Annotated in this window: 2 protein-coding genes; one reads left to right on the top strand and one right to left on the bottom strand. The window is 64.2% G+C overall.

Features of this window, described 5'->3' with window-relative positions; all coding sequences use genetic code 11:
• Window positions 1-59 precede the first annotated feature (59 nt).
• Window positions 60-12,632 (top strand): filamentous hemagglutinin family protein, encoded by a 12,573-nt coding sequence (locus AACY52_RS10995; protein ID WP_339560485.1) that lies wholly within the window; start codon window positions 60-62, stop codon window positions 12,630-12,632.
• 123 nt (window positions 12,633-12,755) lie between these two features.
• On the opposite strand, the gene AACY52_RS11000 is transcribed toward AACY52_RS10995, so the two are convergent.
• Window positions 12,756-14,342: a hypothetical protein gene (locus AACY52_RS11000; protein WP_339419772.1), complete on the bottom strand. Its 1,587-nt coding sequence runs from the start codon at window positions 14,340-14,342 to the stop codon at window positions 12,756-12,758.
• Window position 14,343 lies beyond the last annotated feature (1 nt).

Consider the following 14,343-nt stretch of genomic DNA (forward strand, 5'->3'; position numbering starts at 1 on the left):
AACCCTCATACGTGAGCCTGTCTTGGCCCCAGTGCGATAACAAAGAAGGAAGATTCCAGATGGTTCGCTGCAAATCACCGGTTAACCTCAAAGCCCCCGTGACAGTCCTGCGCCTCAAGCCTTTGGCCCAGGCCATTGCCTTGTTGATGGTGGCCGGTAATGCCCAGGCGGCCACGGCGTTCAGTTCCGGCTGGTTTGCCGACAAGGGCGCGTCTCAGGCAAGCACGGCAGCGCGCACCGGTGCCGGCCAAGTCCCGGGGATTCCTTCGCTAAACCAGCAGGCGCAGGTCAAGCAGCAGTTGGCGCGTTCCATCAGCACATTGAACACCAGTGTCGCGGCGATTGCGGCCCAGCAGGCGGCGCAAGCGGCGGGGCGCCAGGCGGCGTTCGGCCAGGTCTCGAATATCCTCGATGGCTTGGGCAAGGGCGGCCTGCAGGTCGATAACAGCCTGACCCAGGGCTGGACCAACGCCAAGGGGCCCACCCAGAGCCAATCCGGCGGCAAGACCACGGTGACCATCGAGCAGACCGCTGACAAGGCGATCCTCAACTGGGAAACCTTCAACGTCGGGCGCAATACCACTGTCGATTTTCAGCAGCAGTCCAACTGGGCCGTGCTCAACCGCGTCAATGACCCCAATGCGCGCCCCAGCGAAATTCAGGGCCAGATCAACGGCGCCGGCACCGTGATGATCATGAACCGTAACGGTGTGGTCTTCAGCGGCACCAGCCAGGTCAATGTGCGTAACCTGGTGGCGGCCGCCGCGACCATCACGGATGACCAGTTCACCCAGCGCGGCCTGTATGTCGACACCAATGGCACCCAACCCACGTTCACCGATGCGGCGGGCAAGGTGGAAGTACAGCGCGGCGCGCTGATCCAGACGCACACTGCCGCGACCTCCACGGACTCAGGCGGCTATGCCTTGTTGCTGGGCAGCGAGGTGGAAAACGCCGGGACCATCGTCACTGCCAAGGGCCAGACCACCCTGGCGGCTGGCGACAGCTTTTACATTCGCAAAGGCGTCGGCACGGCGGGCAACGACCGTTCCACCACCCGTGGCAATGAAGTGGCGACCAGCCTCAAGGCTGGCAGCACCTCTGGCAAAGTCACCAACAGCGGCCTGATCATGGCCTCCACTGGCGACATCACCCTGACCGGCCACCAGGTGCAGCAAAATGGCGTGGCCCTGGCCAGCACCTCAGTGGACACGCGCGGCACGATTCACCTGCTCAACGCCGCCAGCGACACCACCGGCAGCGTGACCCTGGGTGAGGGCAGCACCACCGCGATCCTGCTCGACGCCAGTGGCAGCACGGCCCTCAACAGCCAGAAAGACAATGGCCTGATCAAGCTCGACGGTACGCCCGCCAACCTGATCACCGGGCAGTTCAACAACCTCAGTGCGGTGGTTGACCGCACCGACCAGTCGCGTATCGAGATTGTCAGCGGCGGCACTGTGGACTTCCAAAAGGGCTCGATCACGTTGGCCACCGGCGGCCAGGTCGCGGTCAGCGCCGGGCAGCGCAGCCTGGTGCGCGATGGCGCGATGATCGATGTGTCGGGTGCCATCGGCGTCAAGGTGGCGATGGAAGCCAACAACATCAAGATCAACGTACAGGGCAACGAGCAGCGCGATGCGCCGGTCAACCGCGACGGCGGGCAACTGATCAACAATGACGTGTGGGTCGACCTGCGCGAGTTGGTGTTTGTACCGGCCGGCACCAACGGCTACGCCACCGACCGTTGGTACACCGCCGGCGGCTTGCTGGAAGTAGGCGGCTACCTGGGCACCCAGGGCCACTCGGTGGGCGAGTGGATGGCCCAAGGCGGCACTGTGACCTTTACCGGCAAGGAGGTGGTGACCCAACAGGGCGCGCAGATCAACCTGTCGGGCGGTACCGTGGATGTGCAGGCCGGTTACATTCAGCAGACCTGGCTCAAGGGCCCGAATGGCCGCTTGTATGAATTGTCGAAAGCGCCGGGGGACATTCTCTATTCCGGGTTCTACAAGGGCTATGAAGACAACAGCGCGCGCTGGGGCCAGACCGAGTATTACTACAACCCGCTGATCGCTCCCCAGCGTCGCTACGAAGCCGGTTACACCGTGGGCCGCGATGCCGGCAAGCTGGTCATCGGCACCGCCAGCGCAGTGCTGGAAGGCCAGGTGATCAGTGACGTGTTCCAGGGGGATCGCCAGACCCAGGCACCGAACATCAACCTCGACGGTTACCAGCAATCCCAGAAAGCCAGGGCCCAGCGTGCGCAACTGATCATTGGCCAATACATTCCGATCTACAACAAAACCACCGGCACGCTGCGTTATGCCCTCAGTGGTACCTCCGACCAAGTGCTGATCGACAGCAACACCCAGGCAATCGCCGACGGCCTGGACCTCGGCAGCGTGCTGCCGCTTGATCGCCAGGGCAAGATCCTGCTAGACAGCGATCAGCTCAATGGCTACCAGTTGGGCGCGGTCAAGGTCGCTGCCAAGCAACAGGTGACCGTCAATGGCGCGCTCAGTGTGGCGGACGGTGGCGATATCACCGTGTTCGGGTCGGGTGTGCAGATTAATGCCAACCTCACGGCCCACGGCGGCAGTATCAACGCCGGCAACATTCTCAGCCAGGTCGATCGGCTCAAGGCCGGTGAGGTGGCGGATACGATCCTGGCCGGTGGTTCGAGTGTGAACGTCGCCGCCGGCGTCAAGCTGGACACCAGCGGCCGCTGGAACAACCTGGCGCTGGACCCGACCGCCAGCGCGGGTGTGGCGTACGTGAACGGTGGCAAGGTGTCGGTGCGCAGTTCCAGCAACGTGAACCTGGCCGCCGGCAGTGTCGTGGATACGTCTTCCGGGGCCACCCTTGGCGTGGATGGCAAGCTCACTGGCGGCAAGGGCGGGAACGTAACCCTGGGCGCGCTCGGTGCCCTGGCCCTGGAGGGTGATATTCGCGGCTATGGCGTCAACGGCGGCGGCACCCTGGCGTTGCAGGCGCATAAGGTGCAGATCGGTGAAAGTGCCAATGCGCTTGGCAGCGACACCCTGAAACTGGCGGGTGATTTCTTCAAAAAGGGCTTCTCGGCCTACGACATCACCGGCAATGAAGGGCTGATCGTCACGGACGGTACGCAGGTGGACGTCAGCCTGCCGGTTTACCGGTTAGGTGCCCAAGCCTCGGGTACGCCCACCGGTAGCGATCCTGCCAGCGTACTGGAGCGCTGGACGCCGCCGTTGTATCAGGAAGACGCTGCCAAAGGCGTGCTGACCCAACGCCGGGGCGCGGGCTTGAGCCTTACCGCCGGCCATGTCAATGCCACCGCCGCGCAACTGGCGACCACGGCGCTCACCGTGGGTCAGGGCGCAGTGATCAACGTGGATCCCGGCCAAGCGATCAACCTGCGCAGCGTCGGGCAATTGACGATGGACGGCACGCTCAATGCCTGGGGCGGCAGTGTGGGCCTGGGCGGCTTGACGACGGGTGCCTCGGAAGCGGTGAACGCCATCGGCCATGGCCGCTCAATCTGGGTTGGCGAGCAGGCGGTGATCGACGTCGCGGCACGCGCGGCGACGGCGGTGGACAACCGTGGGCGCACCTATGGCTTGGTGCGTGACGGCGGCAGCATCAATATTGGCGGCACCTTCGACTTGAACACTGGCCTGGCCAAGGCCAGTGACTTGTTCGTGGTGGTGCGTAACGGCGCGCGCCTGGAGGCCTCCGGCACCCAAGCCCTCATAAACGTGCCGGGGCAGGGCGCCGTGCAAGCGGCCAGCAATGGCGGCAGTATTACGCTGGCGTCGAATAATGGCCTGTACCTGGACGGTAGTTTTGTCGCCAGGGCCGGTGGTGCCGGTGCGGCAGGCGGCAGTCTCAACCTGGCGTTGGACACCCCGTATTACCAGAAAGCGTCCGTCACCGACCGCGTCCTCAAAGTACGTGAACTGGTGCTGGGGCAGACAAGTCAGCCGACGACGCTGGCCGGCACTGCTGAAGACGCTGCCGCCAGCCTGGAGTACGGGCATGCTCGGTTGGGCGTTGACCAAGTCAGTGCGGGCGGTTTCGATAACCTGGCGCTGTTGAGCAACGGCCTGTTGAGCTTTGATGGCGACGTAACCTTGAACATGGGCCAGAGCCTGCGCCTGTACAGCCGTGGCTACGGCCTCAGCGATAACGCAGCGGGCAACTCGCGCATCAACCTTGCGGCGCCGCACCTGCTGTTGGCGGGTTTCCTCGCGCCTGAAGAGACGGGCAAGGATTTGTATGTGCGACCGATACCGGTGCTGCCGGCCCCGTCCCAGCGGGCCACCGAGGCACAATTCAATGCATCCGGCAGCCTGATTGAGGTACGCGGCAATGTCATCTTTGGTAACCGTAGCCACCTGTTCAGGGCGGACAACAGCCAGGCCAGCCTTGAGCGTCGCGGGTTCGATCAGGTCAACCTGACCAGCCAGGGCGACCTGCGTTTTCTCGCCGGTGCGGCCGAGAACGACATCATTACCGGTGTCAGCACGCAGTTGCTGACCCAGGGCGATATGACCTTGCGCGCCGCGCAGCTGTACCCGGCCACTGAAGTCAGTGCTCGCGTCATCGCCGGTTACCGTGGGCAGTCGACCACCACTTCCCTTGACCTGGATTTCGATCCGTTGCGTACGCTGACCATCGGCCGCGTGGGCAACGCCGATGCGCCTGTCCCGTATTCGGCGTTTGGCCGGCTGCAACTGGGCGCGGCGACGGTGCGCCAGGGTGGCGTGGTGCGCGCACCCCTGGGGTTGATCGATATCGGCAGCATGGGCAGCAGCGTGGTGCAACTGCTGCCTGGCAGCCTGACCTCGGTGAGTGGCAAGGGCCTGGTGCTGCCCTATGGCGGAACGCTGGACGGCCAGGTCTATAAGTACAACGGCAAGACTGTGAAATTTATCGGTCAGGGAGGTGTGGCCCCACGTGAAACTGACCTGAGTGTCGGGGTCATTCTGGGGGGCAAGTCGATCAGCGTGTTGCCGGACGCCACCCTGGACTTGTCCGGCGGAGGCGATTTGTTGGGTGCCGGCTTTGTGTCCGGGCGCGGTGGTTCCACGGATGCGCGCTACAGCCCGTTGGTGCAATTTGGCGCCACTGGCGGGTTCGTGCTGCCGGGACTGTCCACCAACCCGATCTATGCCATTGTGCCGGGGATACAGCCGGGCGCCGCGCCGGTCGCAGCAGAGGGCGGGGCCGTAACGCCGTTGGTCGGCCAGCAAGTCACCATCGGCGCCGGTGTGCCGGGGTTGCCGGCGGGTACCTACACGCTGATGCCGTCGACCTACGCGTTGATGCCAGGCGCGTTCCGCGTCGAGATCAATGGCCTGGCCGGATTGGGCAGCGGCACCGCAACCACCTTGATGCGCAACGGCTCGTGGGCCACTGCCGGGCAGCTGTCGATCGCCCATACCGGGATCAGCAACAGCGTAGCCAGCCAATTGATCCTGACCTCGGCCGACACCTTGCGGCGCTACTCCCAATACAACGAAACCAGTTACGCCCAGTTCGCCAGGGTCGATGCGGCGAGGTTGGGTGTGCCACGGCCGATGCTGGAGGCCGACGCGAAAACCTTGAAGCTGGCCCTGCGTCCGGGAGGCGGCGCCGAGGCCTTCTCGTTCCAAGGTATTGGGCGCTTTGGCGCCGCATCGGGAGGGTATGGCGGCACGGTGGCCGTGATCGACCGGAGTATGCAAGGGATCGAAGTGGTCGGCGCCGGGCAGGCAGCAACCGCCGGGTTCGCTGGCATCACCTTTAACGCCGATAGCCTGAATGCGTTGGGTGCTTCGCGGCTGATGGTGGGTGGGATGACGGCTGTGGCGTACGGCCAGTCCGGGAACTTCATTTCCCTGGCGGGCGGGGTCAATCGCGCCAATAGCAACGTGATCTTGCGCAATGGCGCAACCCTGGCTGCACCGGAAGTGTTCCTGGTGAGTGACACCGGCTCGATCGTCGTGGAGCAGGGTGCTTCCATCAATACCCTGGGGCGCGGTAATGCCAGCTACGATGCCCGCGACGGCTATATCTACCAGGTGGCCAACATGCTGGCGGTGTCCAATGGCCTGCTCAATGTGATCAGTGCGCCCAAGGTGGGCAGCGTGATCAGCCAGGGCATCAACATCGGTGCCTGCAGCAGTGGTGTGTGCAGTGGCCAGACCGGGCTGTACTCCAACGGTAGCATCGTGGCCCTGACCGACAGCACCTTTCAGCTCGGCGACCAGGTGCGTTACGGCACCCGTCATTTGAACCTGGGCGTGAACACCATCAACCTGGGCAGCGCGGACGCCCTGGCCGCAGCGGCGGCGGCCAATCGCTTGCCGGCTGGGCTGACGCTCAGCCAGGCGCTGCTTGATCAATTGCTGCGCGGCGATACGCAGTTCGGCGCACCGGCCTTGGAAACCCTGCAGCTCTCGGCCCGCGACGGGTTCAACTTCTACGGCAATGCGGTACTTGACACCTATGACCCGCTCACCGGCAAATCGCTGCTGAGCAACCTGATGCTGTCCACCCCGGCCCTGTACGGCGCCGGTGGCGCCAACGACGTGGCGACGATCCACACCGCCAACCTGATCTGGCTGGGCGCGATCACGGCGCCGGGCGCGGTGGTGGCGGGGGGAGCGGGCACCGGCAGCGGGCGCCTGGAGGTCAACGCCGAGCGGATCGAGTTCGGTTATGGCGCCTTTGGCCAGCCGAGCAACGTGAAAAGCTTCGACCGCCTGGCGCTGGGCTTTGCCAACGTCAGTCTGAACGCCAGCGAGCGCATCACGGCCAACCATAAGGGCAGCCTGTCGGTGTACCAGAGCCAGGGCGCCTATGACCCGATCAGCGGCTTTCAGTACAGCGGCGGCAACCTGACTATCCGCACGCCACTGATGACCGGTGAAGCCGGCTCGGTGAACGTGATCAAGGCGGGCGGTGCGATCGACATCGGCGCGTCCGCCGGCCCGCGTGGCACGGCCAGCGGCCAGGGTGCCGAACTGTCCCTGCAGGGCGACAGCATTCGGCTGGCCAGTGCGGTGGTGTTGCCCAGCGGCAAAGTCAGCCTCAGCGCCCGTGGTGATGTGGTGTTGACCGATGACGCGTTGATCGACGTGGCCGGTCGCGCCATTCCCTTCAACGACGTGACCCAATACGGTTGGGGCGGCGATGTGCTGTTGGACAGCCGCAGCGGCAATATCCTGCAGGCGGCGGGTTCGACCATCGACCTGTCCGCGAAGAACAACCAGGCCGGCAAACTGCGCGCCGTGGCAACAGACGCGGCCGGGGGCATCGTCGACCTGCAAGGCAAAATCCTCGGCAGCAGCAGCGGCCGCTACCTGGCCGGCGGCACTTCAATGCCGTACCAGGCCGGCACCGTGGAAATCCAGGCGCAACGCCTGGGCAGCAGCGGCGCCCTCGACCAACAGTTCGCCGACCTCAACCAGCGCCTCAACCAGGGCGAAGTGTTCGGCGCGCGCAGCTTCCAGCTCAAGCAGGGTGACCTGACCATCGGCAACGGGCTCAAGGCCGGCACCATCAGCGTGTCGGTGGACAATGGCAGCCTGCGCGTCAATGGCCTGGTGGACGCCAGCGGTGAGCGGGTCGGCAGCATCAACCTGGCCGGCAAAAATGGCCTGACCCTGGACAGCACGGCAGTGCTCGACGCCCATGGCAGCAAGCTGCGCGTGGACAGTTACGGCAAGATCATCGACGCGCCGAACCGCGCCATGGTGGTATTGGGTTCCGGCACCGGCCAACTGACCCTGGCCGATGGCGTGCGCATCGACCTGCGCCACGGCACCGACGGCACGGCCGGCAACGATGGGCGCAATCGCGGCACCCTGGAGCTGAACGCGCCACGGTTGTTCAACCCGGACGGCAGCAGCAATGACATCAATATCGATGCCAGCGGGCGCCTGACTATCCAGGGCGCGCGCTCGATTACCCTCAACGGCATGGCCACCTACGACGATGCCCCGGAGAAAACCGACCCGACCGCCAGCGGCAGACCGTATCAGGAGATCACCCAGGGCTACCTGGATGGCAAGCACGCCTTGAGCGAGGCTTTTATCAATGCCGCGCTGCTCAATAACGATCTGTTGCAAAACAAACTCGCCGGGTTGAACAACGCCACGTATGCCGATGCCTTCCACCTGCGCCCAGGCGTGGAAATCGTCAGCAACACCCCGGACGGCGACCTGGTGGTGCAAGGCGATCTGGACCTGTCCGGCTACCGCTATGCCAGCCTCAACCCCAACAGCCAGAAGAACAACGCGGTGTATGGCAGCGGCGAGTCCGGCAGCCTGACCCTGCGTGCCGGCGGCGACCTGAATATCTACGGCAGCATCAACGACGGTTTCGCCAAGCCGCCAGTGTCCGAGGATGACAAAGGCTGGGTGCTGTTGCCGGGTGTCGATTTCAGTGGTGGGACTATCGTGGTGCCGGGCAATGGCGTGACCTTGGCCGACGGCACTGCCTTCCCGGCGGGCGCCACGCTTAACTACGACTTGCCGATCAAAGGCTTGACGGTGGCTGCCGACACGCGCTTGCCGGTGGCCGCGACCTTGGACCAGGACCTGGTGCTGCCCGCCGGCAGCGTGTTGTCGGCGGATGTGCGCGATGCCGGCGGTAACCTGCTGTTTGCCGCCGGCACCTTGCTCAGCCAGGCGCAAACCCTGGTGGCGGGCACACAACTGGGGGCCGGCACGTTGTTGACGGAGGGCACGCGCCTGCAAGCCATGATCTGGCCCAAAGGCGTGCCGCTGCCCACCGTGCACGGCGCAACGCTGAGCAATAACATCGTCTTGCTCAGCGGCACCAAAGCCTTGCCGAAGGGCGGACTGATCCCCGCAGGCACCGATGTGAAACTGCCCAACGGGGCGACGTCGGTGCAACTGCGCGTCGGGGTTTCCGGCGCCGCCGGCCAGGTGTGGGCGATCTCGCCGATGCTGGCCGAAGGCACTCAATCGTGGTCGTTGCGCCTGGTGGCGGGCGCCGACACCGAGGCGGCTGACAGCCGTATCCTGCAAGCCCACCCGCGCAGTGGTGACATCCACTTGGCGGATAACCACTACGGCATGTTTGCCAAGGAAATTCCGGCAAAAGGCGTGCAAACCTGGACCGCCCAGGCAGTCATTGATATGGGCTTTGCCGGTGTGGTCGTCAAGGAGGGCGAACCGATTGATCAGGCGGTACTCGATGGCTTCGGGCTGGGTTCAATCGAGGACTTCTGTGCCGCATCGCCGGAGTACTGTAAGCCCAAGGTCACCTATGTATTCACCCAGTACGCTGTTGATCAGTTGGCAAGTCAAGGCATCACTGTGGTCGTCAATACCGAGATGACCGATGCGTTTTTCCAGAGCATTGAATACCCGACTGTGGCTGAGGTGTGTGGCAGTGCGCCTGAGTTCTGCCTGTTGAAGGCGGACAAGGAATACGCCGCCACCCCTTCCAGCACGCGATTCAGCGTCATCCGCACTGGCACCGGCGACCTGGAATTGTTGAGTGCGGGCAGCCTGAGCATGGATTCGTTGTACGGCGTCTACACGGCCGGCACCTCGTCGACCGGCACCTTTGCCGGCGACCCTTACAACCTGCCCAAGGCGACGCCGACAGGCGCTGACCCGTCCAGTAAAACGGTGCTGAGCGACCCCGGCAGCTTCTTTGAACAGTTCGTCAATGGCTCGCCGACCAGCCGGTATCGGGCCTGGTACCCGGAGGCAGGGGGCAACCTGACGCTGAATGTCGGAGGGGACCTGACCGGTCATATCACCAGCCTCACCGCGTTGAGCCCCACGCGCCCCAACCCCAAGGATGCCGGGGTGGACTCCGCTGCCGTCGGCAATTGGTTATGGCGCCAGGGCAGTAGCGATGTGGCGACGGGCGGGCAAGCTCAGCCGACGGCCTGGTGGATCAATTTCGGCAGCTACACCGCAACGACGGCGGCGGACAAGATGCTCGGCTTTACCGGCTTCGGTGCCCTTGGCGGCGGGAACGTGGATGTCAACGTCAGCGGTGATGCCGGCGTGTTGAACACACTGGGCTACAGCACCAGTCATGTCGAGGCTAACCCGCATAGCCAGGGCTTGGTGCTGGCTGTGGGCAGCACGGGCCGGGTCGCCAGCGATGGCAGCCTGCAACTGACCGGTGGCGGCGACCTGCGCGTGCGCATCGGTGGGGCACTGAACCCGGCCAGCGTTGCCGACACCGCTGACCATCGTGATGGTGTACTGGTCAACCTGCGAGGTGACGTGCAATTACGCAGTGCTACCGTGGGCAGTGTCGACGTGATGTATGGCAGTAGCGCCAACTTCCAGAGCCCCGGCGAAACCCGTGCCTACGACCCACTGGTCGCGACCCGTGGGGCGGCTCGCGGCGGAATGACCCTGGTGCCGGGCGATGCTACGTTCAATCTGCAAACCCTGGGTGACCTGGTGGTGCAGAACGTCGAAGACCCGGGGCGAGTCGTACTCTCCCACCTGTCCCCCTTCGCTCAAGGGGCTGAACAGGGCACCGGTACCAGTTGGTTCACACTGTGGACCAAGGGTACGTCGATCGACCTGTTTTCCCTGGGCGGCAACCTCACGCCCTTCAGCCGATCCGACGCGACGACCGATTTGGCGGTGGTCTATCCATCGATCGTCAGGGCTACGGCAGCCGGCGGCAGTCTGTATTACGGTAAAGCGGCGCAGACGCAGGTGAATGGCGACGACAACTACAGTTACCCACTGCTGTTGGCGCCCGGCGAAAACGGCCAGTTGCAGTTCCTGGCCCAGGATTCGATCTACGCCGGCGGCATGACCGTCAGCCAATCCGGGACGGCGCAAAGTACTCTGGCAACGCCTTGGCATCCGGCGTATCAGGGTCGCATCGGTAACACGGTGAAGGCCAGCAACCTGTCGGTTAACGGTAACTCGGGCAGCCAGCCGTTGTTTGTGTACGGGCCGGGGACGGCCACGCTGTCTCCCGGTGGCAGTGCTGAACCCGCACGTTTTTACGCGATAGACGGGGATCTGGTCGGCGTCAGCAGTGGCCGCGTGATTGCCTTCAGTGCAGCGGCGGGCAGCTTGCATGAAGGCCAGACCTGGTATGAGGGCAATGGACCGGTCTGGATGATGGCTGGACGCGATATCGTCAGCAGCGGTCGCCGCTTCGGTCAGGAGTCGACTGCTGTTGTGGACATACGCACCCAGGACAACCTGATCCTTCACAACAACCTCAACGACATCTCCGTGGTGTCCGCCGGCCGCGACATTCTGTACAGCAACTTCCAGGTCGCCGGGCCCGGCCTGCTGGAACTGTCGGCGGGGCGCAATATCCTCCTGACCGGTTTCGGGGCGTTGGGCGAGTCCAGCGTGACCAGCCTCGGGCCCCTGTTGGCCGGGGACAACCGTCCTGGGGCGAGCATCGTCATGCAGGCGGGCGTCGGTCCCCATGGGCCGGATTACCTGCGCTTCGTCGAGGCGTACCTGAACCCCGCCAACCTGGCGCAGCCTGGCGAGTCGATTCAAGGCAATAAGGTCGCCAAGACGTACGAAAACGAGCTGGTCACCTGGCTCGCCGAGCGCTTCGGTTTTGTCGGCGATACCGAGCAGGCACGCGCCTACTACTCGGCGCTGCCCGCCGAGCAGCAACGCGTGTTTGCCCGCGACCTGTACTTTGCCGAACTCAAGGCCGCAGGGCGCGAGTACAACACCGACGGCAGCGTGCGCCAAGGCAGCTACCTGCGTGGCCGCGCCGCTATTGCGGCGCTGTTCCCGGACAAGGACGTGGCCGGCAACCCGATTACCTACAAAGGCGACATCACACTGTTCGGCGGCTCGGGCGTGCACACCAACTTCGGTGGCTCGATCCAGATGCTCACGCCAGGCGGCAGCCAGACCTTCGGCATCGAGGGCGAGGCGCCACCGTCGACGGCGGGTGTGATTACCCAAGGTGCCGGCGATATCCAGCTCTATTCAATGGGCAGCATCCTGCTTGGCCAGAGCCGCATCATGACCACCTTCGGCGGTTCGATCATGGGCTGGACCAGCGAGGGCGACATCAACGCCGGTCGCGGCTCCAAGACCACCGTGGTGTACACGCCGCCCAAGCGTGTCTATGACAACTGGGGCAACGTCGGCCTGTCGCCGTCGGTGCCGAGCACGGGCGCGGGGATCGCGACCTTGAACCCGATTCCGGAAGTGCCGGCGGGGGACATCGACCTGATCGCACCGTTGGGCACCATCGACGCAGGGGAGGCGGGGATTCGCGTATCCGGCAACGTCAACATCGCCGCGTTGCGCGTGGTGAACGCCGCGAATATCCAGAGCCAGGGCAAGTCGTCCGGGGTGCCGGTGTCGGCCACGGTCAACACGGGAGCCATGAGCTCGGCCAGCGCGGCAGGGGCAGCGGCATCGCAGGCGGCGGAAGACGCGGCGCGCAGCCAGCAGGCGGCGGCCAAGCAGGGCCGGCCTTCGATCATGACGGTGGAAGTATTGAGCCTGGGCAGCGAGCCGTTGCCGCGTGAACCGGAACCGCAGCAGAAAAACTCTGCCTACAACCCCAACAGCCCGGTTCAGGTGCTGGGCGCGGGGCCGCTGAGCGAACAGGCGCGGGCGCGGTTGACGGATGAGGAGCGCAAGCAGATCAGTTTGTAAGGCTTAGGAAAGGACCTCTCGATGTACCGTTCGGGGCGATCAATGATCGCCCCTTTTTTTCGGGCGTTTCTCGGTCGGCTGTGGGGCCGGCCTCCCACTGAGGGGCAGGCCCGAAACCCCCGCCTAATGATCATCCTTGAGGGTCTTGAACGCCTCGATGCGTTTGATCAGGCGAGTGTTCTTCGCGGAGTCGGCGCTGCTGAACAGGAAGGAGAAGTCCGACGCCAATTTGGAACCACCGGCAATGGCCGCGTACTGGTGGCAGTCGTTGCAGTTCTCTGTCTGCACATAGGTTTCCAGGGTGGTATTGGCGACGGCAACACTTTGATCGCTGACAAACGGCCCATAGGACAGCGGCGTCTTCACGTTCGGCCCAGGGCCTGGATCGTTAGGTGCGTTGGGCGTTTTAGACCACAGCACGTTCACCAGTTTGTAGTACTGGAACACTGATTGTCCCTGGGTCTGCTGGGCGAAGGTCTGCTGCACCGCCGTGTTTAACGCTTGCATGTCCTCAGGCGTGGCATTGGCCCGTGTGGCCTGTACCGGTTGGTTAAATGGCGTGCAGTTGGGCGGCGTGTGGGTGGCGTCACATTGCACGCGGGCGACGTTGGGTGTGCAGGCATCACCGGTGCAGGCCGGGTTGTTGAAGCTGTAGCCCTGCGGCGGTGTGGCGCCGCCGTCAGGCACATTGTCGACCTGCTCGAACGTGGTCCAGATGAAGTTCGGCTGGGTCTGGGTCTTGTTGATGATATGCAGGCCCACCAGACCTACGACTTCCTGGGTGCATTGCAGCGTGTCAGGGCGTTGCAGCCAGGCGACGGTGGTCAGGTAGCGTGCGTACAGCTCGGGTTTGTCGGTGAGAATGCGCCAGGCCGCCTTGAGCTCCAGCGCGCCCAATTCTTCCTGGGGCAGCGCCTTGGCCGGCAGCTCACGCACCAGCTTGCCCGCAGGCAACGACAGGCCGGCGGGGTGTCGGTTGTCGCTGTTCTGCGCCACGATCAATTGATTGGCGGCGTCGTACAAGCCGTTATTGACGATGTAGTCGAACTCGGCCTTGCCGACCTTGCGCTCGAAAAACACCAGGTTGCCCGACTGGTCCGTCAGCCAGCCGCCGGCGGCTTCCATGATCGAATCGGGCAGGGTCACCTGGGTGCCGCTGGACAGGTGGAAGCGGTGCTTGCGGTTGATCGCGCTTTCCGACGTGGCGGTAATGAATTTGCGCGCGCCGGTGGAGAACGCTTTCAGGTTGCCGGTGGCGGTGCAATTGGACGGCACCAGGGTTTCCACGCCCCAGCCGGTCGGTTTGGGTGCACCGGGCAGGAAAATGTCGTTGGCGTCCTTGTAGCTGGCCCACACCGGCGCGTTGCTCATCGGCTTGCCGGGCGTTTGCGGCACGCCGAACTGTGCAGCGCTGCTTTGCGTGTCTGGCTCGCCCGCCAGGGTCGGGTCGGCCGGCCAGCCGGGATTGACCGGCCAGTTCATGGCGATGAACAGTTGCCAGCCGAAACAATTGAGAAAGTCCTGCTCGGTGCCGAAATTGTTCACCGGCAGGAAGCCCCCACTTGCGGGGTCGAACACCAGTTGCTGGACGCAGGTCTGCGCGTCCGAAGCGCTGGCCGGTGGCGGCGCCACCAGTGACAGCAGGGCGCCGGCCAGTAACGAGAAAACATTCAAGCGAGCCCGACACAGCGGGCGAGGCCATCCGTACATG

Source organism: Pseudomonas sp. EA_65y_Pfl1_P113 (genome assembly GCF_963970525.1).
Taxonomy (GTDB): Bacteria; Pseudomonadota; Gammaproteobacteria; order Pseudomonadales; family Pseudomonadaceae; genus Aquipseudomonas; species Aquipseudomonas tritici.

Excerpts from the sequence above, each read along its gene's own strand:
- AACY52_RS10995 (WP_339560485.1), top strand. The coding sequence starts at position 60 with ATGGTTCGCTGCAAATCACCGGTTAACCTCAAAGCCCCCGTGACAGTC.
- AACY52_RS11000 (WP_339419772.1), bottom strand. The coding sequence starts at position 14,342 with ATGTACGGATGGCCTCGCCCGCTGTGTCGGGCTCGCTTGAATGTTTTC.